Raw genomic sequence first — 21865 nt, 5'->3', positions numbered from 1 at the left:
CGCCGCGCCCTATGCCGAGCTCTATGTCACGCAGCACCAGCGCGGGGGGGGCGGCCTGGGCGAGCCAACCGCGATCGTCCCGATCGAGGGCGCCCGCCACGACGTGTTCCTGTCCTCGGAAGCCGTGCGCGCCAACGCTTTCCAGGAAACCGACAGCTGGCTCGACTGGTTGGCGGCCTACCGCAAGTCCTGATCTTCGACCGACGTTCACCAGGCTCTCGGGCACCCATCGCGAGTGGCGATCTGCGTGAGAGCCTGGTGAACGATCCGCGTCTACCAGAGGCTGGTGCGCAGGACGATTTCAGTAGCGAATTCGTGGCCCGCCTCGGTCGCGATGTTGTCGACTTCCAATGGGACGACCCGGAATTCGCCGTAGACATAGCGACCGGAGGCGTCGGCGGTGGCGCGGGGCAGGCTCTTGGTGACCAGCATGGTGACGGGCAGCTCCAGCGGCGGGCAGGACGGGTCGGGGACCTTGCCGTCGGCGTCGGGAACCGCCGGATGCCCATGGTCGGCGACGACCAGGCTCATGAACCGCCCGAACCGGCCCGCGCACACCCGCCACGCCAGCTCCGCGCCCGACCCACGCCCCGCGACATTCACGTAGGGCAGTTCGAGCTCGTCGAGAATCGTGAGCACACCCGCCGGATCGAGCCCCTCGACCGACTCCACGACGATGGTCTGCAAATCGGACTCGTGCAGCCGCGTGCACACCGTGTCGAACACATCGGCAGGGTCGTCCGCATCGGGAAGCAGCAGCACATTGTGCCGCGAAGAGGGCCCGTCGACCCGCACCGTCCAGGCCTGGTCACCGACCGTGATCTGCCGAGATTTCATGCCGGGTTACGGTACACGGCCGGACTGAACAACGCGGACTGTTCCGGCGCGCCCTGCCGATCGCCCTACCTCCGTGTACTGGGCTTTCACTGCCGGTGACACCGAAATTGCCGAACCTGTCACAACGGCGCACCGCGAACTGTGAGGCGAGACGGGCCGCACACCACCGTGTCCGCAGCGACCGGCGCCACGACGTGATCACCGAGCGCCCACCATCGGCGGCGATTCCGCCCTGCCGGTCATCGGGCGGTGTGGATCACCGGGATGTCGGCCGGGGCACCGTCGCGGATCAGGTCATCCAGCGCGGCGAGGTCGAGGTGTTGCTCGATGAGGTCGGCGAGCAGATCGAGCTGGGCGGATCTGACGGCCGCGACCGAGATGTCGGGGGCGACGGTGAAGCCGGTGCGCCCGGCTCGGGCGGCGACTTCGGTGAGCCAGCTACGACGGAAGTCGTCGGATTCGAGCAGTCCGTGGACGTGGGTGCCCCAGATCGCTTCTCGCGCACTACCTTCAGGAGTGCCTTCGATGGTCAGCCAGGCGGGATCGGCGGTGTGGGCGACTCTGCCGTGGTGGATCTCGTAGCCGTGCACGGGAATCGGGCCCGCGATGCCGGTCACCTGGCGGGCGATCTTCGGGTCCGCGAATTCGATGTCGAGGTCGAGGAGACCGAGGCCGACCACCACACATGGTCGCGCGCTCGCCGGGATCTCGACACCCGCGTGATCCTGTGCCGGGGGCGCCGGCGCTTCCACGGCCCGGTACTCGACGCCGTCGACAATGCGTCGGCCGAGCATCTGGTAGCCACCGCAGATGCCGAGGATGGGGCGGCCCGCCGCGGCGCGGGCGCGCAGGGCTTCGCCTATTCCGTTGGCGCGCAGCCACTCCAGGTCCGAGACGGTCGCTTTCGAACCCGGCACGACCACCAGGTCGGCGGTGGCCAGTTGGTGGGGGCTGTCGGCCCAGCGGACCGCTACGCCGGGTTCACAGGCCAGGGCTTCGATGTCGGTGGAGTTGGAGATTCGGGGCAGGCGGATGGCGGCTACGGTAAGCCAGTCGGTGCCGTGGGGTGGGGCCGGTCGGCCCACGGGGGCGCCGGAGATGGTGCCGAGGGAGTCTTCGGCGTCCAGCCAGAGGTCTTCGGCGAACGGAATGACACCGAGGGTGGGGCGGCCGGTCAGGGAGACGAGTTGGTCCAGTCCGGGTTGCAACAGGGACACATCACCGCGGAACTTGTTGATGACGAAGCCCGAGATGAGCTGCTGGTCTTCGGGTTCCAGTACCGCGACGGTGCCGAACAGGTGAGCGAGAACGCCACCCCGGTCGATGTCGCCGACCACCAGGACCGGAATATCGGCGGCGCGCGCCAACCCCATATTCGCGAGATCGGTGGCCCGGAGGTTGATTTCGGCCGGTGAGCCAGCCCCCTCACAGATCACCACATCGAATTCGTCACGTAACGAGGCCAATTCGGCCGCGACGACTTCGCGCAATTCCTGCCGACGCGTGAAATAGTCACGCGCACCGACAGTTCCGACAGCCTTGCCCCGAACCACCAACTGCGAGCGGCGATCGCTACCGGGCTTCAACAGCACCGGGTTGAACCGCACACTCGGTTCGAGCCCGCAGGCCCGCGCCTGCAACGCCTGCGCACGCCCGATCTCCCCGCCGTCAAGGGTGACGACCGAGTTGTTCGACATGTTCTGCGCCTTGAACGGCGCCACCCGCACCCCACGCCGCGCCAGCATCCGGCAGATGCCCGCCACGACCACGCTCTTCCCGGCGTCGGAGGTGGTGCCCGCGACGAGCAGCGCCCCGCGCAGCGCTACGCCACCCACAACGGCCGGATCAGCGCGAGTGCCCGCCGGACTCACGGCAGAGTCAGGATTTCCGCGCCTGTCTCGGTGACGACCCAACCGCACGAGCTTCGAACTGCGCCCACTCACGGCAATGTCAGGATTTCCGCGCCTGTCTCGGTGACGACCAGCGTGTGTTCGAACTGCGCGGTCCATTTGCGGTCCTGGGTGACCACGGTCCAGCCGTCGTCCCAGATGTCGTAGTCGATGCCGCCGAGGTTGATCATCGGCTCGATCGTGAAGGTCATGCCGGGCTCGATCACCGACTCGATGTTGGGCTGGTCGTAGTGCAGGACCACCAGACCGCTGTGGAAGGTGGGGCCGACGCCGTGGCCGGTGAAGTCGCGCACGACGCCGTAGCCGAAGCGGTTGGCGTACGCCTCGATGACACGACCGACCACGTTCAGGGCGCGACCCGGCTTGACCGCCTTGATCGCCCGGTTGGTGGCCTCTTCGGTGCGCTCGACCAGCAGCCGCACCTCCTCGTCGACATCGCCGGCGAGGAAGGTCCTGTTGGTGTCGCCGTGCACGCCGTGGATGAACGCGGTGACGTCGATATTGACGATGTCACCGTCTTCGACCACCGTCGAGTCGGGGATGCCGTGGCAGATGACCTCGTTGAGCGAGGTGCAGCAGGACTTGGGAAAACCCTTGTAGCCCAGCGTCGACGGGTAGGCGCCGTGGTCGCACATGTACTCGTGGGCGATCCGGTCGAGCTCGTCGGTGGTGACACCGGGCACGACTGCCTTGCCCGCCTCTTCGAGTGCCCGCGCCGCGATCCTGCCCGCGATCCGCATCTTCTCGATGGTCTCGGCGGTCTGCACCCAGGGCTCGTTGCCCTCGTTCGCGGTCTTCTTCCACACGTATTCGGGGCGCTCGATGGAGCGGGGAACTTCCCGGATCGGCGACTGGGTGCCGGGAACTAGTGGCTGACGCGTGCGCACGGACATAAGGGCAGTGTATCTATGCGCCCACGTTGCCGTGCGTCACAGCCCGTGCTCGCGGCGGGCACCGCGCCTGCTGGGGAGCGGCTGTGCGTCAGACCACAGGCTCCAAACGCACGATGATGCCTTTCGACGTCGGCGTGTTGCTGATGTCGGCAGTGCTGTCGAGTGGAACCAGCACATTGGTCTCCGGGTAGTACGCGGCCGCCGACCCACGGCTGGCCGGATACCCGACGGCGACGAATTTCTCCGCCCGCCGTTCGGTGCCGTCGTGCCAGATGCTCACGATGTCGACCACATCACCGTCGGCGATCCCACGCTCGGCCAGGTCGTCGGGGTTCACCATCACCACCCGTCGCGCGTTGTGGATGCCCCGATAGCGGTCGTTGGCGGCGTAGGGAATGGTGTTCCACTGATCGTGGGACCGAAGCGACTGCAGCACAAGGTATCCCGGCGGTGCGTCGATCATGTCGAAGTCGTTGCGGGTGAACTCGGCCTTGCCGCTCGCGGTGCGGTAGATGCCCTGGTTGACCGGATTGACCAGCAGCATCCCGCCCGGCTCGGCGACGCGTTCGTTGAAGTTCTCGAAACCGGGCACGACCCGGGAGATGCGGTCGCGCACGGTGCCGTAGTCGGCGATGAACTCCTCCCACGGAATCGCGGACTCCGCCCCCAGCGTGGCGCGCGCCAGCCGGGAGATGATCGCCACCTCGCTCAGCAGATCGGGTGAGGCCGGGTCGAGGCGCCCGCGCGAGGCGTGGACTTCGCTCATCGAGTCCTCGACGGTGTAGAACTGCTCGCCGGTGGCCTGGATATCGCGGTCGCTGCGGCCGAGGGTCGGCAGGATCAGCGCCGTCTCGCCGCAGACCGTGTGGGAGCGGTTGAGCTTGGTGGAGATCTGCACGGTCAGTGAGCACTGGCGCAGCGCCGCCTCGGTGACCTCACTGTCGGGTGTCGCACGCGCGAAATTGCCTGCGACACCGACGAATACCTTCGCCTTGCCGTCACGCATGGCCCGGATGGAACCGACCGAGTCGAGGCCGTGTTCGACGGGCGGGGTGAAATCGAATTCCTTGCCGAGCGCGTCCATGAACCACTGCGGCATCCGCTCCCAGATACCCATGGTGCGGTCGCCCTGGACATTGCTGTGCCCGCGCACCGGGCACACCCCGGCTCCCCGGCGACCGAGATTGCCGCGCAGCAGCAGGAAGTCGACGATCTCGCGAATGGTCGGGACGCCGTGTTTGTGCTGGGTCAACCCCATCGCCCAGCACACGATGATCTTCTTGCTCCCGAGCACCTGCTGGTGGACGGCCTCGATCTCCTCGCGCGCCAGCCCGGTCGCGGTGAGCGCGTGGTCCCAGCTCACCGTCCTCGCATGCTCGGCGAAGGTGTCGAAACCGGTGGTCCGCGCGGCGATGAACTCGTGATCGAGCACCGTGCCCGGTGCCGCGTCCTCGGCGTCGAGGAGCAGTTTGTTCAGCATCTGGAACAGGGCGAGGTCGCCACCGGGGCGGATCTTGAGGAAGATATCGGCGATCTCGGTGCCACGCCCGACCACGCCGCGCGCCTTCTGCGGATTCTTGAACCGGATCAACCCGGCCTCGGGCAGCGGGTTCACCGCGACGATCTTGCCGCCGTTGCGCTTGGTCTGCTCCAGCGCCGTCAGCATCCGCGGATGGTTCGTGCCCGGGTTCTGGCCGACGACGAAGATCAGGTCGGCTTCGTAGATGTCATCGAGCGACACGGTGCCCTTGCCGACGCCGATGGTCTGGGTCAGCGCGGAACCGCTCGACTCGTGGCACATGTTCGAGCAGTCGGGCAGGTTGTTGGTGCCGTAGGCGCGGGCGAACAGTTGCAGCAGGAACGCGGCCTCGTTGTTGAGCCGCCCCGAGGTGTAGAACAGGGCCTCGTCGGGGGTGGCCAGGCCGCGCAGTTCGCGTGCCATCAAGTCGAAGGCGTCGTCCCAGGCGATGGGCTCGTAGTGGGTGGCGCCGGGGCGCTTCACCATCGGCTCGGTGAGCCTGCCCTGCTGATTTAGCCAGTAGTCCGACATGGTGTCGAGTTCGGCGACCGGGTGCTCGGCGAAGAACTGCCTGGTCACGCGGCGGGTGGTGGCCTCGTCATTGATGTGCTTGGCACCGTTTTCGCAGTACTCGTTCATGACCCGGTGCTTCGGCTCCGGCCACGCACACCCCGGGCAGTCGAAGCCCTTCGTCTGATTGATGTTCAGCAAGGTGAGCGCGGTGCGAACCGGGGAGTTCTGCGAGAGCGAGTACTCGATCGCGTGCACCACCGCGGGAACGCCGACCGCCCAGGTCTTGGGCGGGGTCACGCTCAGATCGTCTTCCGGGTCCTCGATCGAGGTCATGTATCAGCTTCTTTTCAGTTCTGCGGCACCGCGCGCCGACATCTGTGACAAAAGGCTTCTCATATTGTCCACCCTTGTCAAAGCAGGAAACCCGATCACCTGATAGATCTCGGTTATCGGGCTTCCTGCTCGGCCTGCGATGCCTCAGTCCGGCTCGAACACACTGCTGCCGTAAACGTCCTCGGCGGTGAGGGTGATGAGGTCGGTTTTGCCCAGTGGCCGGTCGAGCGCGACCAATCGGCGGGCCTGCCGCAGCCGGCAGCGTTCGATGGCGTTGCGCACGCTGCGTGCGTTGGAGAAGCGGGGCTGGCCCATGCGCAGCGTGAGGTACTCGGCGAACGCCTTGTGGGCGTCATCGTCGAAAGCGAACCCTTCCGACTCCACCATCAGGCCCGCGATCTGGGTCAGCTCCGCGTGGTCGTAGTCCTCGAAGGTGAGGTGGTGCGGCACCCGAGAGCTGAGGCCCGGGTTGGCGGCGAAGAACGTCGCCATCCGATCGGGGTAGCCGGCGAAGATCACCACCAGATCGCCGCGCTCGTTCTCCATCTCGGTGAGCAGGATCTCGATGACCTCCTGCCCGTAGTCCCGCTCGTTCTCCGGCCGGAACAGGTAATAGGCCTCGTCGATGAACAGCACTCCCCCGGCCGCGCGGGCGATCGCCTCCTTGGTCTTTGGCGCGGTGTGGCCGATGAACTGGCCGACCAGGTCGTCGCGGGTGACGGTGTGCACCCGTGACGCCCTGATATAGCCGAGCGCGTGCAGGATCGCGGCCATCCGCAGGGCGACCGTGGTCTTGCCGGTGCCGGGGCCACCGGTGAAGCTCATGTGCAAGGTGGGTCGGGTGGTGGTGAGCCCGAACCGGCGCCGCGCCCGGTCGACCTGGAGCAGCGAGGCGACCTCGTGGACACGGCGCTTCACCGCGGCCAGCCCGACCAGTTCGGCGTCGAGTGCGGCCAGGGTGTCGCCCACCCTGGCCGCGGCCTCGTCGGCCGAGAGATCGAGCACCTCGTCGTCGCCGAGAATCGCGGGCTCTGGCGGCTGTTCCTCGACTGCCGTGGTCTGTGCCGAGCCGCCTGCCGACGGCCGATGGAACCCGAATCCCTTTGGTGTGTCCATCAGTTCACTCGCCCGCGTACCGATCGCCGGCCGGACGGGTGGTGGCGTAGGACTTCACCGAGTACCGCTGGGTGCGGTCGGGGCCCTCGACGCGTTCGAGCAGGAACCCGGGTTCTTCGGCCGGGCGCTGGACGAGGAACGACATCGCGGTGGACTGTCTGCCCAGGGTCGCGTCGTAGGCCAGCAGCCGGATGTAGTGCTGGGGGAAGGTGGCCCGGCAGGCGTCGAGCTGGGCGAGCACGCCGTCGGGTTCGACCAGGTCGAACATCGGCAGCCCCCACATCTCCCAGTAGACATTGCGCGGGTGCGGGTCGTCGGTGTACTCCAGCGATACCGGCCAGCCGTGATCGAGGGCGTATTTCACCTGGGCCGCGATCTCGTCGTCGGTGAGATCGGGCAGGTAGGAGAAGGTTCCGTAGCGAAGTCTCATCAGGTGCTCCTGGTCAGATCGAGGGCACCGCGGTCGCCACCACATCGGGCGCGTCGGTGCTGGTGTAGTCGAAAGTGACGTCGCCCCAGGTGTTCAGGGCCGCTTCCAGGGGTGTGCAGTGCTTGGCCGCCCTGCGCAGCACGTCGGGTCCTTCGATCAGCAGATCGCGACCTTCGTTGCGCGCCTTGACAACCGCCTCGAGCGCCACCCGATTGGCTTCGGCGCCCGCGGCGATGCCGTATGGGTGGCCGATGGTGCCGCCACCGAACTGCAGGATCACGTCATCGCCGAAGAGAGCGAGCAGCTGGTGCATCTGGCCGGCGTGGATGCCACCGGAGGCCACCGGCATCACGCCGGGCATCGAGATCCAGTCCTGGTCGAAGAAGATGCCGTTGCCGAGGTTCCTCGGAACGGTGTTCTCGCGCAACGAATCATAGAAGCCGCGGGTGGTGGCCGGGTCGCCCTCGAGCTTGCCGACGACGGTGCCCGCGTGGACGTGATCGACACCCATCAGCCTGCACCACTTCCCGATCACCCGGAAGCTCACGCCATGCGTCTTCTGCCGGGTGTAGGTCGAGTGCCCGGCGCGGTGCAGGTGCAGCAGGACGCCGTTCTCGCGGGCCCAGTGCGCCATCGACTGGATGGCGGTGTAGCCGATGGTGAGGTCGACCATCACCACCACGCTGCCGATTTCCTTGGCGAGGTTCGCCCGCCGGTACATCTCCTCCATCGTGCCCGCGGTGACATTGAGGTAATGGCCCTTGATCTCGCCGGTTTCGGCCATCGCCCGGTTCACCCCCTCCATCGCGTAGAGGAAGCGGTCACGCCAGCGCATGAACGGCTGGGAGTTGATGTTCTCGTCGTCCTTGGTGAAGTCCAGTCCGCCGCGACAGGCCTCGTAGACCACGCGCCCGTAGTTGCGGGCCGACAGGCCGAGCTTGGGCTTGATGGTGGCGCCGAGCAGCGGGCGACCGTACTTGTTGAGCATCTCCCGTTCCATGACGATGCCGTGGGCGGGGCCCTGGAAGGTCTTGGTGTAGGCGACGGGGATGCGCATGTCTTCCAGGCGAAGGGCCTTGAGCGGCTTGAAGCCGAAGACGTTGCCGATGATCGAGGAGGTCAGGTTCGCGATGGAGCCTTCCTCGAAAAGGTCGATGTCGTAGGCGATGTAGGCGAAGTACTCGCCTGGCCTGCCGGGAACCTCGTCGACCTGGTACGCCTTGGCCTGGTAGTGGCTGTTGGCGGTGAGCCGGTCGGTCCACACGACAGTCCAGGTGGCGGTGGACGATTCGCCCGCGACGGCGGCCGCGGCCTCGATGGGGTCGACGCCGTCCTGTGGGGTGACCCGGAAGACGGCGAGAACGTCGGTGTCCTTGGGGATGTAATCGGGGTTCCAGTAACCCATTCCGGCGTAGCTCTGTACGCCCGGATCCCAACGCTCTTTGGTCGCCGTGCCGTCGTTGTCGATCGTCGTCATCGCCGTTCCTTTCGGGTCACGCCTACGAAGCTCTCTCAGTGTGTGGGCGAAAACTGTTCAACGACAATGGAATCTTTCCTGAGCATTGTTAAGACATAATTGAACGATGTTCGCCAGCCCCGACCTGCCGGCCGCCGCCACCTGGGGTCGGCTGCGCACCTTCCTCGCCGTGTACGAGACCGGCAGCGTGCGGGCCGCGGCCGAGACCTTGCACGTGACGCCGCCCGCCGTGTCGGCGGCGCTCGCCGCGCTGGAAGACGCGCTTGGCACCCGGCTGTTCGGGAAGTCCGGCCGTGGCATCGTGGCGACGGATTCGGGTGAGATCTTCGCCGGTTATGTGCGCAAATTGCTCGGGTTGCTCGCCGAAGCGGCGGGGGCGGTGCACGATGCCGACCGTGGGCGGGTGCGGATCGGCGCGGTCGCGACGGCCAGTGAATACGTGCTCCCGGTGCTGATGGCCACGTTCGCGCAAGCTCATCCGCAGGTCGAACTGTCGCTGTCGGTCCTGACGCGCGGCGAGCTGTTCGCCCGTGCCGCCGACCACGTCTTCGATATCGCCCTGGCCGGTCGACCACCGCGTGGGTCCGGTCTGGTCACCGCGGCCCAGCGGGCGAACCGGCTGCTGCTGGTCGGACGGCCCGGACTGGTCGCCGACCCGCTCACCACGCCATGGCTACTCACCGGGATCGGCTCCGGCACCCGCGATACCACGCTGTCGTTGCTGAGCCGGTTGCAAGCCGCGCCGCCGCTGCTCACCCTCGGCACCTCGGGCGCCGCCGTGGCCGCCGCACGGGAAGGGCTCGGGGTCACCCTCGTGCACGAGGAAGCGGCGCGCGAACAGCTCGCCTCGGGGGAACTGGTCTCCTACGGCGTGCCGGGCACACCTCTCGACCGGCCGTGGCACGTCTGCACGACCCAGGAACCCACCTCGGCGACCCGGTTGTTCGTGGCCCACCTGTGCGATCCGGAGCAGGTGGGCGCGGCGGCATTTCACACCCGGTCTCGCCCGAAGGGGTGAGGACGGCGGTGCGGGGTGCTCACATGCTGTTGGTCATGACGACACTCCCCGCCACCGCCCTCGCCGACGTCGCCCAGCAGCTCACCAGCGGCGGCCGCGGCATTCTCGCCGCCGACGAGTCGATCAAAACCATGTCATCGCGCCTGGAACAGGAAGGGGTGCCCGCGAGCGCGACCAGCCGTCGCGACTATCGCGAACTGCTGCTCACCGCCGACGGTCTGTCGGAGTGGATCAGCGGAATCATCCTGTGCGACGAGACCTTCGGCCAGGATCTCGCCGACGGGCGCTCGTTCCCGATCGCGGCGCGCGAACGCGGCATCCTGCCCGGCATCAAGGTCGACACCGGCACCACCGCGCTGCCCGGCTATGGTGGTGCGCTGATCACCGAAGGGCTCGACGGACTCGGCGGGCGGCTGGCCGCCTATGCCGATCGCGGTGCCGCGTTCGCCAAGTGGCGCGCGGTGTTCGACGTGCACACGATCACCCCTTACGCCGCCGACGCCAACGGGCACGCGCTGGCCCGCTACGCGGCGCTGTGTCAGCAGCACGGCATCGTCCCGATCGTCGAGCCCGAGGTGCTGTGCACCGGTGACCACGACCTGGCGGCCGCGGAGAAGGCGACGCGTCTGGCCCTGAGCGCGGTGTTCACCGAACTCGTCGATGCCGGGGTGGATCTCACCGGCATCGTGCTCAAGCCGAACTTCGTCACCCCCGGCCTGGATGCCGCGGCCGTCCCGCCCGCCGAGGTCGCGGCCGCCACCTTCGCGGTATTGCGTGACCTGGTGCCCGCCGAGGTGGCGGGGATCGCGTTCCTGTCCGGTGGGCATCCGACCGCACGGGCGTGTGCGTTCCTGAACGATCTCGCCACCATCGACGAGCGGCCGTGGCCTGTGACATTCTCCTTCGGACGTGCGCTCGTGAGCGCGGCCCTGCACACTTGGGGTGGATCAGACTCCGAAGTTGCCGTAGCACAACAGGTTCTGCTCGAGAACTGCCGCAACGCCGCCGATGCCGCCGAGCACACCGCCTAGGCGCGATGTACTCGGCAGCGCCTCGGTGAGCGCGGCGGCAACGCGCAGCAGCGGCGCCACCCCTCGGGCACCGCTGCTGCGTTCGTTGGCCAGTGCCCGTCGGCAGCCGCTACCTCAGCGGTAGGTCCACCAGCAAGGTGGTTCCGCGGCCCTGCATCGACTCCACGCGCAGCGAGGCTTCGATGATGGCGCAGCGCTCGGCGATCGAGGTGAGGCCGAAGTGCTGTTCGCCGTCGGCGTCGGCGGCGCGGTTCGCGCGACGCTGGGCCGGGTCGAAACCCTCACCGTCATCGGAACATCCGAGGATCACCGAGTCGCCGACCCGGCGCAGCGACAGCACGATCCGTTGCGCCCCAGCATGTTTCACGGCATTGGCCAGGGATTCCTGGGCGATTCGGTACAGGGTGGCCGCGGCGTGGTCGGGGATCTCGTCGATGGCGGCGGCGTGGTCGACGAGGAACTCGATCGCCGGCGGCCCGTCGCCGCTCACACTGCGCACCAGCGATTCGATCGCGGCGACCAGGCCCAGGTCGTCGAGGACGAGACTGTGCAGGCCCGAGATCGCCGCCCTGGTCTCGTTGTAAGCGAAGTCGGCCAGCTCGCGGGCGCTGACGAGTTCGGCGCGGGCCCTGGCGAGGTCGCGCAGGCTGGCCTCGTCGGTGACGTCGATGTGGGCGAGGAGTTCGGAGACGGTGAGGTCGGCGGCGGACAGGTGGAACGACATCGAAGCCAGTGCGGTGGTGACGCCGTCGTGCAGGTCGAAGGCGATGCGCCTTCGTTCGGCTTCCTGGGCGGTGATCGCCTGCTCGACCAGGCGATCCCGCTCGGTGCGCTGCCGGTTGACGGTGCGGAACAAGCGCTGCGCGTGCAGCCACAGACCGAGCACGGCGGCGTACTGTCGCGCGCCGTCGAGGTCAAGCTGTCCGAACGGGTTCCGTGGCGCACGGTGCGCGGCGAGCACGCCGACCACGTCACCTTCCAGTCCCGGCAGCGGCAGGCACATCCGCGCGACCGTCTGCTGGGCTTCCAAACGTAAGAGTCTGCGGTGCAGGGCATTACGTGGTGAGTCGTTGTCGAGCAGCACCGGTTTGCGGGTGCGGGCCACCAGCCCGGTCACCCCGAATCCGACCTGTAGCCGCAGCGAGCTCGCCGAGGGATGCGCGGGCCACATATCCGCGATGCTCAGGTCCTGGCCGTCGATGGCGTAGAGCAGCACACCGTCGGCGCCGAGCAGTGGGGCGAGCTCCGCCGCCGTGGGGACCGCGCCGCCCGCGATGCTCATCGAAACAGCCCCTCGCGCAACGCGACCGCGATCGCCGCGCTGCGATCGGAGACCCCGAGCTTGCGATACAGACCGCGAATATGGGTTTTCACGGTGTCCTCGCTGACCACCAGCTTGCTCGCGACCGCTCGATTGGAGTGACCGGATACCAACAACCCCAGCACTTCTGATTCACGCTGGGTCAGTCCCAGGTGCGCACCGGACCAGAACTGGCCCGCGCTGAGCCGGGCCGCGGCCAGCGCCACCCGCCCGGCCAGTGCGGCGTCGACCACCGTCTCGCCCTCACGGACCCGCCGCAGCTGGGCGACGAGTTCACGCCCGTCGACCCGCTTGAGAATGTAACCCGACGCCCCGACGCGCAACGCCTGATACAGGTAGTGCTCGTCGTCGTACACAGTGAGCAGTACGACCTTGGTCTCGGGATATTGCAGGGTGATCTGACGGCACAGGTCGAGGCCGCTGGCCTTGCCGATGCGCACATCGCACAGGACGATATCGGGCCGATGTTCGGCGACCATCCGCAGCGCGGCGGTGTCGGTGGTGGACTGGCCGACGATCACGACCTCGTCGGGAAAGTGACCGAGCATGGCGTCGAGCCCGTGCAGCACCATCTCGTGATCGTCGACGAGCGCAAGCCTCAACGGGGTCGGAGGTAACTCCGGCATCCCTCCACCCTACGGCGACCCGCACCCGGGTTACCGGCATTGACGAGATCTCACCCGGGTCCCCACCCCCGAGGGGGAGTGCGGCGGGGGCGCTGATGCGGTCCGATGAACGGACCGATCAGAAAGGCCGCGCCATGCCGGAGTTCTCAGTTCGTCGGCCGCTCAGCGTGCCCGCCGATTCAGCGAGCGGAAGCCTGCTGACCGACGTCGCGCCACCGGCTTTCGTGCCGTCGGCGGAGACCGACCTGCTCGCCGTCGACACCCTGCGCTTCCTCGCGGCCGACATGGTGGAGGCCGCGCAGTCGGGCCACCCCGGCATGCCGATGGGGGCGGCGCCGATGGCGTGGACGCTGTGGAGCAGACACCTGCGCCATGATCCGGCCGACCCCGAGTGGGCCGATCGGGACCGGTTCGTACTCTCGGCCGGGCACGGCTCCGCACTGCTGTACGGGCTGTTGCACCTGTTCGGGTACGACCTGCCCGTCGAGGAGCTGCGGCGGTTCCGGCAGTTGGGGTCGCGGACGCCGGGTCATCCCGAGTTCGGTGACACACCCGGCGTGGAATGCACCACGGGGCCGTTGGGTCAGGGGCTGGCGATGGCGGTGGGGATGGCCCTCGCCGAACGGATGACCGCCGCCCGGTACCCCGAGATCACCGGGCATCGCACGTACGCGATCGTCGGCGACGGATGTTTGATGGAGGGCGTCAGTCACGAAGTCGCCTCGTTCGCGGGACATTTGGGGCTCGGCGGGTTGATCGTGCTCTGGGACGACAACGAGATCACCATCGACGGCGCCGTCGGGCGCTCGTGCGGTGACGATCAGGTGGCACGGTTCGCGGCCTACGGGTGGCATACCGAGGTGGTGGCCGACGGGACCGACATCGCGGCGATCGACGCTGCGCTCACCCGGGCGAAGGATGATCCTCGGCCGAGTCTTCTCGCGGTGCGCACGGTGATCGGTCATGGTGCGCCCGGTGTCGCCGGCACCTCGAAGGCGCATGGTTCGCCGCTGGGTGAGCAACGGCTCGCGCAGGCCAAAGAGCTCGCGGGGTGGACTCTTCCGCCGTTCGCGGTGCCGGATCAGGTCGGCGCGGCGTGTGCCGTGCTTGCCGCGGTCGGTAGCGAGCAGCATGCGACCTGGCTCGAGGAATTCGCGGCGTTCGACGCTGTCGCGCCCGAGCGTGCCGCCGAGTTCCGGCGTGCCCGTGCGCGACTGCTGCCTGCGGAATTGCCTGCGGCGCTGGAAGCCGTTGCGGCGCAGGCACCCCGGGCCACTCGGCAGTCCTCACAGGCGTGTCTGACCGCGGCTCTGTCGACGATGCCGGAATTGGTCGGCGGGTCGGCCGACCTCGCCGGGTCGACAGGCACCCTGTGTGGCGATGTGGTGAGGCGCGACGACTTCACCGCAGGCGCTATCGCTTTCGGCGTTCGCGAATTCGGGATGGCGGCCGTTCTGAACGGGATGAGCCTGCACGGTGGGTTCCGGGTTTTCGGCAGCACCTTCCTGGTGTTCGCCGACTATCTGCGGCCCGCGCTGCGATTGTCGGCGTTGATGGGGCAGCCGGTGATCTATGTGCTGACCCATGATTCGATCGCGGTCGGCGAGGACGGGCCGACCCACCAGCCCGTCGAGCATGTCGAGTCGCTGCGGGTGATTCCCGGGGTGCAGGTGTTGCGACCGGCGAATGATGTGGAGACGGCTCTCGCTTGGGAACTCGCGCTGACCCGCGTCGATGGGCCGACCGCACTGATCCTCTCCCGGCAGTCGCTCCCCCAGTTGGACGCCAACGGCGCACGAACCACCGGAGACGAAGGCGCAGCGGCCCGCCCTACCCCCGCAGCCCGAGCGCTCGGCGCGACGGCGCGTGAACCATCGTCTGCGACCGCACGCGTGATCGAAATCGTCGCTACCGGTTCGGAAGTCGCGCTGGCGGCAGCTGCCGCCGATCAGTTGCGGGCCGAAGGTTGCGACGTGCGGGTGGTATCGGCACTGGATCGTTCGCGCTTCACCGCGGACTCATCGGCGCACACCGTCAGCATCGAGGCGGGCAGTACCGCGGGCTGGGCGGGGCTGGTCGACCTGGCGATCGGTATCGACGAGTTCGGGCACAGCGGCCCGGGCGGCGAGGTCATGGCCCACCACGGGTTCACCGTCGGCGTCGTGCTCGACCGGATCCGCGAATATCTCGACGGCGCACGATGACTCAGCTCCACGCGGTGATCTTCGATGTCGACGGCACCCTCGTCGACAGCGAGCGAGACGGCCATCGGGTGGCCTTCAACACGGCATTCGCCGAGGCGGGGCTCCCCGACCGCTGGGATGTCGAGGAATACGGGCGGTTACTGAAGGTCGCCGGTGGCGCGCAGCGGCTGGCGTTCTGGTTCGAACAGCACGCCGTGTCCGCCGAGGAAGCGCGCGAACTCGCGCACAAGGTGCACCGCAGCAAGACCCGCATCATGCGGCAGATGGCCTCGGACGGGCAGATTCGTGCCCGTCCGGGCGCGCTGGAGCTGATCGAACGGCTCCGATCGCGGGGTGTTCGCCTGCATGTGGCGACCACCGGCACCCGTGCGTGGGTCGAACCCCTGCTGAAGCACGCTTTCGGCGAGCCGTTCGACACCGTGACCACCGGAACCGAAGTGCCCGTGCTGAAACCGAGCCCCGCGGTGTACCTGGACGTGCTGATCCAAACCGGCCTGTCCGCCGATCAGGCGGTGGCCGTGGAGGATTCGGCGAACGGCGTGCGGTCCGCGGTGGCCGCCGGGCTGCGGTGCGTGGCCGCGCAGAACGCCTACACGCGCACCGACGACCTGTCGGCGGCGGTGCTCGTCGCCGACGGGCTCGACGATCCGGAGCTGGTGACATGGTTCGACGACCACCTCGCGTGAGGTGGTCGCCGAATCCGGTCAGCGTGTGCGGCCGCGACGTTCCATGAGCCGCAACAGCATCGGCGTGAAGATCAGCTGCATCGCCAGGTCCATCTTCCCGCCCGGGCACACGATCGTGTTCGGGCGGGACATGAACGAATCGTGCAGCATCGACAGCAGATACGGGAAGTCGATACCGTGCGGATCGGCGAAGCGGATCACCAGCATCGATTCGTCCGGGGTCGGAATCGTGCGAGCGACGAACGGATTCGACGTATCCACCACCGGCACCCGCTGGAAGTTCACGTGGGTGCGGGAGAACTGCGGGCACATGAAGTTCACGTAGTCGTGCATGCGACGCAGGATCGTCTCGGTCACCGCCTCGGTGGAGTAGCCGCGTTTGTCCTTGTCGCGGTGCAGCTTCTGGGTCCACTCGAGATTGATCACCGGCACCACCCCGATGAGCAGGTCGGCGTACTGCGCCACGTCGACCTGCTCGTTGGCCACCGCGCCGTGTAGACCCTCGTAGAACAGCAGGTCGGTGCCGGCAGGGATCTCCTCCCATGGCGTGAACGTGCCGGGGTCCTGATCGTAGGGAGCGGCTTCTTCCTTGTCGTGCAGGTACTTTCGTACCCGGCCCGTTCCTGTCTCACCGTAGCCACGGAACAGCTTCTCGAGCTCTTCGAAGAGGTTCGCCTCCGGCCCGAAATGACTGAAGGTGTGGTCGCCGTCCGACAGTGCCCGCGCCAGCTCCTCCTTCATGCCGACCCGGTCGAACTTGTGGAAGCTGTCGCCTTCGACGTACGCGGCATCGATGCCTTCCCTGCGGAAGATCTGATCGAACGTGCGCATCACCGAAGTTGTTCCGGCACCGGATGATCCGGTGATGGCGACGACAGGGTGCTTGGCGGACATGAATCTCCTCCTCAGGTGGTCGACCGGTAGAGACCGCGCAAACCGAACAGCGGACTCCACGGGCCGTCGGGCTCCTCGGCCGCTTCGGCGTGGTAACTCACGATGCGGGCTACCTCGTCGCGAGAACCGAAAATGAACGCGATCCGCTGATGCAGCTCGGTGGGGGCGACCTCGAGGATCCGGTCACGGCCGGTCGAGGCGAGCCCGCCTGCCTGCTCGATCAGAAACGCGATGGGATTGGCCTCGTAGAGCAGTCGCAACCTGCCCGCTTTGGCCTGGTCCTTCGAATCGCGCGGGTACAGGAACACGCCGCCGCGGGTCAGGATGCGGTGGGTCTCGACCACCAGCGACGCCACCCAGCGCATGTTGAAGTCCTTCTCGCGCGGGCCCGTCGCGCCCGCCAGGCATTCATCGATGTAGCGGCGCACGGCCGGTTCCCAGAAGCGGCGGTTCGAACTGTTGACCGCGTACTCCGACGTCGACTCCGGCAGTCGCAGGTTCTGTCCGGTCAGGAAGAACTCGCCGAGCTCGGGATCGAGGGTGAAGGCGTGCACGCCGGTACCGACGGTGAGCACGAGTTGCGTCGCGGGGCCGTAGATCGCATAGCCCGCGGCGACCTGCTCGGTGCCGGGCTGGAGGAAGTCCGCCGTCGTCGCGTGCACGCCGGGGTTCGGTGCGCGCAGGATCGAGAAGATGCTGCCCACAGCGACATTCACGTCGATATTGGACGAGCCGTCGAGGGGATCGAAGGCCAGTAGATATTTGCCGCGCGGGTAGTCCGGCGGGATCGGGTAGGGGTCGTCGAGTTCCTCCGACACCATGCCCGCCAGTTGACCGCCCCATTCGTTGGCGCGGAGGAAGAGGTCGTTGGCGACCACATCGAGCTTCTGCTGCTGCTCACCCTGCACGTTCACCACGCCGGCGCCACCGAGGACGCCGGTGAGCGCACCCGAGGCGATGCGCTTGGAGATCGCCTTGCAGGCCAACGCGACGTCGAGGATCAGGGAATTGAGTTCACCGCTGGAACCGGGATGGCGGCGGCGCTCTTCGATGAGGAATTTGGTCAACGTCGTGCGATCGGTCAGCATCCTTCGAGGACACCACCGAACCCCCCGGGCGGACATCCACCCGGGGGGTGAATCGCAGGGGTAGTTCCCGGCGATTCATCGCGTCAGAGGGCCGGGACCGCCTGCGCGACCGGTGCGTCCTCGGCCGTGTGCTGCTTGCGCAGCACGGTGGCGCTGATGACCAGGGCCGCCGCGAGCAGGCCGGCCGCAACGGTGAACGCCAGCCGATAACCACTGGTCAGGGCAACGGGATCGGAGGCACCGGCCACCAGCTCGGTACCGGTCCGCGCGGCGGCGAGGGTGGAAAGGACCGCGACGCCGATCGCCATGCCGACCTGCTGGGTGGTGTTGAACAGCCCTGAGGCCAGACCCGCGTCGTCGGCTTCGGCGCCCGACATGCCGAGCGCGGTGAGTGCGGGCAGCACCAGCCCGCCACCGGAGATGGCCACCATCACCGGCAGCACGTCGGTGAGGTAACCGGCGTCGACGGGCAGCCGCATCAGCCACGACATCCCGGCCAGCAGCAGGGCGAGACCGGCGATCAGCACGGTCCGCTCGCCGAAGCGGGTGATCAGACGAGCCGAGGCGAACAGTGACACCCCGCCGATCGCGACGGCGGCGGGCAGCATGGCCAAGCCGGTCTGCAATGCGTTGTAGCCCAGCACCTTCTGCAAGTAGAGCGCGACGATGATCTGGAAGGCGAACATGGCTGCCAGGGTGAGCATCTGGACCACATTGGCGCCGGAGACCGTGCGGGAACGGAAGATTCGCAGCGGCAACAGCGGGTCGGCCGCGGTGGCCTGCCGGATGACGAAGGCGGCGAGCAGTGCGGCGGCCAGCGCGCCGAGGCCGAGGGTGTGTGCCGAGACCCAGCCGTAGCGTTCGACCTCGACGACGGTGTAGATGCCCAGCATCAGACCGGCGGTGACCAGGGCGGCGCCGAGCACATCGGCACCGGCGGACCAGCCGAGTCCACGGTCGGCGGGCAGCGCCTTGCTGGCGACGAGCACGGTGAGCACGCCGATCGGCACATTGATCAGGAAGATCCAGTGCCAGTTCAGCGCGTCGGTGAGCACGCCGCCGAGCACCTGCCCGATGGAGGCGCCCGCGGCCCCGGTGAAGCTGAAAACACCGATGGCCGTGGCTCGCTGACGTGGTTCGGTGAAGATCGTCACCAGGATGCCGAGCACCACCGAAGCGGCGATCGCGCTGCCGACGCCCTGCAGGAATCGGGCCGCGACCAGCACGGCGGGGGTGGTCGCCACGCCTGCCAGCACCGAGGCGGCGGTGAAGACGATATTGCCGGTGACGAACATCGTCTTGCGGCCGATCAGGTCGCCGAGGCGGCCGGCCAGCAGGAGCAGACCGCCGAAAGCGATCAGGTAGGCGTTCACGGTCCAGCTCAGACCGGCGGGCGAGAAGCCGAGGTCCTCTTGGATCGCCGGCATGGCGACGGTGACGATGCTGCCGTCGAGGATGGTCATCAGCATGGCGGCCGACAGCACCGCGAGGGCGGTGCGCTGGGACTTGGTCATGGGTCATCTCCTGCTAGAAGCGAACAAGAGAGACCGTACTAGATAGTTCCGTAATAGACAATCTATAACGGACTATTGCCTGGCGCGACGCGCGGGCGCAGCTTCCACCACCGTCGACAGATGCCCCTCCGCCAGGTGATTCAGCGCCCGCACCAAAGATTCCCGCTCCGCCTTCGACAGCGAACCGAGCGCGCACTGATGGACGCCGTCGACGATTTCGGTGCTGCGCGCGGCGAGCTCCGCGCCCGCGGGCGTCACGGAGATGATGCGAGCGCGGCGGTCGGTGCTCGACGGTTGACGTTCGGCCAGACCGGCCTTCTCCAGCGCGTCGACGGTGACCACCATGGTCGTCTTGTCCATGTCACCGAGCTCGGCGAGCTGGGCCTGCGTGCGTTCGGCTTCCAGTGCGTGGACCAGCACGCAGTGCATGCGGGCCGTCAGCCCGATCTCGGCCAGCGCCGCGGCCATCTGCGTGCGCAGGACGTGACTGGTGCGGTCGAGCAGGAAGGACAGGTCGGGTTCGGTGCGCGTCGTCGCCAGTGCGGTCATACCGCTCACTATAGTTTTGTCATAGATAATCCGCATCCATCCATAAACCGGGGAATGTTATCGGACTGCGGTCCGTTTAGAAGAGGACCGCATCCCGAAGAGAGGTTCACATGGAACTGGGGCTCACCACCTTCGCCGAGCTGTACCCCACCGGCGACCGGCCTGCGCCGACCGCTGCCGAGCGGCTGCGTCAGGTGGTCGACGAGGCCGTCGCGACCGAGGCGGCGGGGCTCGATGTGTACGGCGTCGGCGAACATCATCGCCAGGATTTCGCCGCGTCCTCCCCCGCGGTCGTGCTCGCCGCCGCTGCCGCGCGAACCGAGCGCATCCAGTTGACCAGCGCGGTGACGGTACTCAGCTCCGACGATCCGGTACGGGTGTACCAGGACTTCGCGACGCTGGACGGGTTGTCGAACGGGCGCGCGGAGTTGATGGCAGGGCGTGGGTCGTTCACGGAATCATTCCCCCTGTTCGGGTACGACCTGGCCGATTACGACGCGCTGTTCGAGGAGAAGCTGGCACTGCTGCTGCGTGTGCGCGAGGAAGGTCCGGTTACTTGGACGGGCCGATTCCGGGCGCCGCTGCACGACGCGACGGTGTATCCGCGCACCGACGATCGCCCGCTGCCGGTGTGGATCGCGGTCGGCGGCAGCCCCGAATCGGTGATTCGCGCAGGCCTGCTCGGTCTGCCGCTCGCCATCGCGATCATCGGCGGTGAGCCCGCACGGTTCAAGCCGCTGGTCGAGCTGTATCACCGGGCGCTCGCCGAGGGCGGTCACGAGCAGCAGCCGGTGGCCGTGCACGCGCACGGCTATGTCGCCGACACCGACGCGCGCGCCGTTGCCGAGTTCTACGAGCCGTACGCCCTGGCGATGTCGACCATCGGCCGGGAACGCGGCTGGGGTCCGATGACACACGAACAGTTCGACGCCCTGCGCTCGCAGCGTGGTTCGCTGTTCGTCGGCACCCCCGACTACGTGGCGGGCAAGATCGCCGAGGTCCGCGACACCCTCGGCCTCGACCGCTTCATGCTGCACACCAGCGTGGGAACACTGCCGCCGGCGCAGGTTCTGCACAGCATCGACCTGCTCGGGACGAAGGTGGCGCCGCAGGTACGGTGAGGATTCACGGCAGGCGGAGTTCTATTCGAGGCTCGCGTCGATGCCGGTGGTCCGCGCGGCGCGGCCTTCTCGCCGCCGTCGGAGATAACGGCGGATTCGGCTGGCGCACAGGTAGACCACCCACAGGCCGATAGCCAACAGGACCGCGGCGATCACCGCCGCCAGCACCGGGAAGAACACCGCCAGGGTGAGTACACCGCCGACAGTGACGTCTTCGGCGGTACTCATCGCGATATTGGTGACCGGTTCCGGGGAGGTGTTGATCGCCATCCGCGTGCCCGCTTTGACGATATGGCTGAGCAACGCGGTTGTTCCGCCGACTGCCGCCGCGAACATCGTCGGCAGCGAATCATCCTGGCCCGCGATCAGCGCCGAGACGATCGCACCGGAGGCAGGCCGCACCACCGTGTGCACCGCATCCCAGAACGAGTCCAGGTACGGGATCTTGTCCGCGACTGCCTCGATCAGGAACAACACACCGGCGGCGACGAGCACATCGGTGCGTTGCAGCCCCGGCGGCACGTCACCGGCCCAGCCGATGCGCCCGAACAACCCGAGCAGAAATACCACCGCGTACGCGTTGATCCCGCTGGCCCAGCCCGCGGTGAAGATCAGAGGTAGTACCGACACTCGCTCAGCCTAAGCCCGCACACCGACACCGCCCGGAAACCCGCCGCCCCACCCAGCGATGGCCGGTCAGTCAGTCAGTCGGATAGGAATCGCCGCGCGGGGGGGCGGGGGGGACGGGCGGCCCGGCAGGGCGGGGGGGTGTAGAAGAAAAAAGA

General features: G+C 67.6%; 19 protein-coding genes and 1 pseudogene. 6 read left to right on the top strand and 14 right to left on the bottom strand.

Features of this window, described 5'->3' with window-relative positions; all coding sequences use genetic code 11:
• Positions 1-193 (top strand): annotated as a pseudogene (locus ACFWPX_RS19280) (alpha/beta hydrolase); the annotation flags it as partial.
• A gap of 80 nt (positions 194-273) precedes the next feature.
• On the opposite strand, the gene ACFWPX_RS19275 reads toward ACFWPX_RS19280, so the two are convergent.
• The 7 genes from ACFWPX_RS19275 to ACFWPX_RS19245 form a co-directional block, all read right to left on the bottom strand.
• Positions 274-837 (bottom strand): alpha/beta hydrolase, encoded by a 564-nt coding sequence (locus ACFWPX_RS19275; RefSeq protein ID WP_378912338.1) that lies wholly within the window; start codon positions 835-837, stop codon positions 274-276.
• A 239-nt stretch (positions 838-1076) separates the two neighbouring features.
• A complete protein-coding gene (locus tag ACFWPX_RS19270; protein ID WP_378928620.1) occupies positions 1077-2657 on the bottom strand; it encodes a cobyric acid synthase in 1581 nt (526 codons plus the stop codon).
• A 119-nt stretch (positions 2658-2776) separates the two neighbouring features.
• Positions 2777-3640: a type I methionyl aminopeptidase gene (map, locus tag ACFWPX_RS19265; RefSeq protein WP_378912339.1), complete on the bottom strand. Its 864-nt coding sequence runs from the start codon at positions 3638-3640 to the stop codon at positions 2777-2779.
• An 88-nt stretch (positions 3641-3728) separates the two neighbouring features.
• Positions 3729-6005 carry an FdhF/YdeP family oxidoreductase gene (locus tag ACFWPX_RS19260; protein WP_378928551.1) on the bottom strand — a complete coding sequence of 759 codons (2277 nt, stop codon included), beginning with the start codon at positions 6003-6005 and terminating at the stop codon, positions 3729-3731.
• A 144-nt stretch (positions 6006-6149) separates the two neighbouring features.
• Positions 6150-7121: an AAA family ATPase gene (locus ACFWPX_RS19255; protein WP_378928550.1), complete on the bottom strand. Its 972-nt coding sequence runs from the start codon at positions 7119-7121 to the stop codon at positions 6150-6152.
• Between the two features lie 4 nt (positions 7122-7125).
• A complete protein-coding gene (locus tag ACFWPX_RS19250; RefSeq protein ID WP_378928548.1) occupies positions 7126-7551 on the bottom strand; it encodes a ribulose bisphosphate carboxylase small subunit in 426 nt (141 codons plus the stop codon).
• A gap of 13 nt (positions 7552-7564) precedes the next feature.
• Complete coding sequence (locus ACFWPX_RS19245; protein ID WP_378928547.1) at positions 7565-9028, bottom strand: form I ribulose bisphosphate carboxylase large subunit; 1464 nt, start codon at positions 9026-9028, stop codon at positions 7565-7567.
• 106 nt (positions 9029-9134) lie between these two features.
• On the opposite strand from ACFWPX_RS19245, the gene ACFWPX_RS19240 reads away from it, so the two are divergent.
• Together ACFWPX_RS19240 and ACFWPX_RS19235 are read left to right on the top strand one after the other, a co-directional pair.
• Positions 9135-10046 carry a LysR family transcriptional regulator gene (locus tag ACFWPX_RS19240; RefSeq protein WP_378928546.1) on the top strand — a complete coding sequence of 304 codons (912 nt, stop codon included), beginning with the start codon at positions 9135-9137 and terminating at the stop codon, positions 10044-10046.
• Positions 10047-10081: 35 nt separating this feature from the next.
• Positions 10082-11077, top strand: a complete 996-nt coding sequence (locus ACFWPX_RS19235; protein ID WP_378928545.1) for a class I fructose-bisphosphate aldolase — start codon at positions 10082-10084, stop codon at positions 11075-11077.
• Between the two features lie 109 nt (positions 11078-11186).
• Here the strand turns inward: ACFWPX_RS19235 and ACFWPX_RS19230 are convergent, their stop codons facing one another.
• Entirely contained in the window at positions 11187-12359 is a 1173-nt protein-coding gene (locus ACFWPX_RS19230) for a GAF domain-containing sensor histidine kinase (protein ID WP_378928544.1), read from the bottom strand.
• Positions 12356-13024 (bottom strand): response regulator, encoded by a 669-nt coding sequence (locus tag ACFWPX_RS19225; RefSeq protein ID WP_378912347.1) that lies wholly within the window; start codon positions 13022-13024, stop codon positions 12356-12358. Before ACFWPX_RS19225 ends, ACFWPX_RS19230 begins: the two co-directional genes overlap by 4 nt.
• Before the next feature lie 134 nt (positions 13025-13158).
• Here ACFWPX_RS19225 and tkt point away from each other — a divergent pair, with 134 nt between their 5' ends.
• Positions 13159-15228, top strand: a complete 2070-nt coding sequence (gene tkt, locus ACFWPX_RS19220) for a transketolase (protein WP_378928543.1) — start codon at positions 13159-13161, stop codon at positions 15226-15228.
• Positions 15225-15914 carry an HAD-IA family hydrolase gene (locus ACFWPX_RS19215; RefSeq protein ID WP_378928542.1) on the top strand — a complete coding sequence of 230 codons (690 nt, stop codon included), beginning with the start codon at positions 15225-15227 and terminating at the stop codon, positions 15912-15914. The genes tkt and ACFWPX_RS19215 overlap by 4 nt, the downstream gene beginning before the upstream one ends.
• 18 nt (positions 15915-15932) lie before the next feature.
• Here the strand turns inward: ACFWPX_RS19215 and ACFWPX_RS19210 are convergent, their stop codons facing one another.
• The 4 genes from ACFWPX_RS19210 to ACFWPX_RS19195 all read right to left on the bottom strand — a co-directional run bounded on the left by ACFWPX_RS19210 (position 15933) and on the right by ACFWPX_RS19195 (position 19959).
• Positions 15933-16808 carry a phosphoribulokinase gene (locus ACFWPX_RS19210; protein WP_378912351.1) on the bottom strand — a complete coding sequence of 292 codons (876 nt, stop codon included), beginning with the start codon at positions 16806-16808 and terminating at the stop codon, positions 15933-15935.
• Positions 16809-16819: 11 nt separating this feature from the next.
• Positions 16820-17896: a class 1 fructose-bisphosphatase gene (locus tag ACFWPX_RS19205; protein ID WP_378928541.1), complete on the bottom strand. Its 1077-nt coding sequence runs from the start codon at positions 17894-17896 to the stop codon at positions 16820-16822.
• A gap of 83 nt (positions 17897-17979) precedes the next feature.
• Positions 17980-19410 (bottom strand): MFS transporter, encoded by a 1431-nt coding sequence (locus tag ACFWPX_RS19200; protein WP_378928540.1) that lies wholly within the window; start codon positions 19408-19410, stop codon positions 17980-17982.
• 72 nt (positions 19411-19482) lie between these two features.
• Complete coding sequence (locus ACFWPX_RS19195) at positions 19483-19959, bottom strand: MarR family winged helix-turn-helix transcriptional regulator (protein ID WP_378928539.1); 477 nt, start codon at positions 19957-19959, stop codon at positions 19483-19485.
• 110 nt (positions 19960-20069) lie between these two features.
• On the opposite strand from ACFWPX_RS19195, the gene ACFWPX_RS19190 reads away from it, so the two are divergent.
• Positions 20070-21080, top strand: coding sequence for an LLM class flavin-dependent oxidoreductase (locus ACFWPX_RS19190; protein WP_378928538.1), 1011 nt, complete (start codon positions 20070-20072; stop codon positions 21078-21080).
• 21 nt (positions 21081-21101) lie between these two features.
• Here the strand turns inward: ACFWPX_RS19190 and ACFWPX_RS19185 are convergent, their stop codons facing one another.
• Complete coding sequence (locus tag ACFWPX_RS19185; protein ID WP_378928537.1) at positions 21102-21710, bottom strand: DUF4126 domain-containing protein; 609 nt, start codon at positions 21708-21710, stop codon at positions 21102-21104.
• Between the last annotated feature and the right edge of the window lie 155 nt (positions 21711-21865).

Source organism: Nocardia sp. NPDC058518, assembly GCF_042719655.1.
Lineage (GTDB): Bacteria > Actinomycetota > Actinomycetes > Mycobacteriales > Mycobacteriaceae > Nocardia.
Note: the sequence above shows the minus strand (reverse complement) of the source record. Positions and strands in the feature narration are given on the sequence as shown.

Excerpts from the sequence above, each read along its gene's own strand:
- ACFWPX_RS19275 (WP_378912338.1), bottom strand. The coding sequence starts at position 837 with ATGAAATCTCGGCAGATCACGGTCGGTGACCAGGCCTGGACGGTGCGG.
- map (WP_378912339.1), bottom strand. The coding sequence starts at position 3,640 with ATGTCCGTGCGCACGCGTCAGCCACTAGTTCCCGGCACCCAGTCGCCG.
- ACFWPX_RS19260 (WP_378928551.1), bottom strand. The coding sequence starts at position 6,005 with ATGACCTCGATCGAGGACCCGGAAGACGATCTGAGCGTGACCCCGCCC.
- ACFWPX_RS19255 (WP_378928550.1), bottom strand. The coding sequence starts at position 7,121 with ATGGACACACCAAAGGGATTCGGGTTCCATCGGCCGTCGGCAGGCGGC.
- ACFWPX_RS19250 (WP_378928548.1), bottom strand. The coding sequence starts at position 7,551 with ATGAGACTTCGCTACGGAACCTTCTCCTACCTGCCCGATCTCACCGAC.
- ACFWPX_RS19245 (WP_378928547.1), bottom strand. The coding sequence starts at position 9,028 with ATGACGACGATCGACAACGACGGCACGGCGACCAAAGAGCGTTGGGAT.
- ACFWPX_RS19240 (WP_378928546.1), top strand. The coding sequence starts at position 9,135 with ATGTTCGCCAGCCCCGACCTGCCGGCCGCCGCCACCTGGGGTCGGCTG.
- ACFWPX_RS19235 (WP_378928545.1), top strand. The coding sequence starts at position 10,082 with ATGACGACACTCCCCGCCACCGCCCTCGCCGACGTCGCCCAGCAGCTC.
- ACFWPX_RS19230 (WP_378928544.1), bottom strand. The coding sequence starts at position 12,359 with ATGAGCATCGCGGGCGGCGCGGTCCCCACGGCGGCGGAGCTCGCCCCA.
- ACFWPX_RS19225 (WP_378912347.1), bottom strand. The coding sequence starts at position 13,024 with ATGCCGGAGTTACCTCCGACCCCGTTGAGGCTTGCGCTCGTCGACGAT.
- tkt (WP_378928543.1), top strand. The coding sequence starts at position 13,159 with ATGCCGGAGTTCTCAGTTCGTCGGCCGCTCAGCGTGCCCGCCGATTCA.
- ACFWPX_RS19215 (WP_378928542.1), top strand. The coding sequence starts at position 15,225 with ATGACTCAGCTCCACGCGGTGATCTTCGATGTCGACGGCACCCTCGTC.
- ACFWPX_RS19210 (WP_378912351.1), bottom strand. The coding sequence starts at position 16,808 with ATGTCCGCCAAGCACCCTGTCGTCGCCATCACCGGATCATCCGGTGCC.
- ACFWPX_RS19205 (WP_378928541.1), bottom strand. The coding sequence starts at position 17,896 with ATGCTGACCGATCGCACGACGTTGACCAAATTCCTCATCGAAGAGCGC.
- ACFWPX_RS19200 (WP_378928540.1), bottom strand. The coding sequence starts at position 19,410 with ATGACCAAGTCCCAGCGCACCGCCCTCGCGGTGCTGTCGGCCGCCATG.
- ACFWPX_RS19195 (WP_378928539.1), bottom strand. The coding sequence starts at position 19,959 with ATGACCGCACTGGCGACGACGCGCACCGAACCCGACCTGTCCTTCCTG.
- ACFWPX_RS19190 (WP_378928538.1), top strand. The coding sequence starts at position 20,070 with ATGGAACTGGGGCTCACCACCTTCGCCGAGCTGTACCCCACCGGCGAC.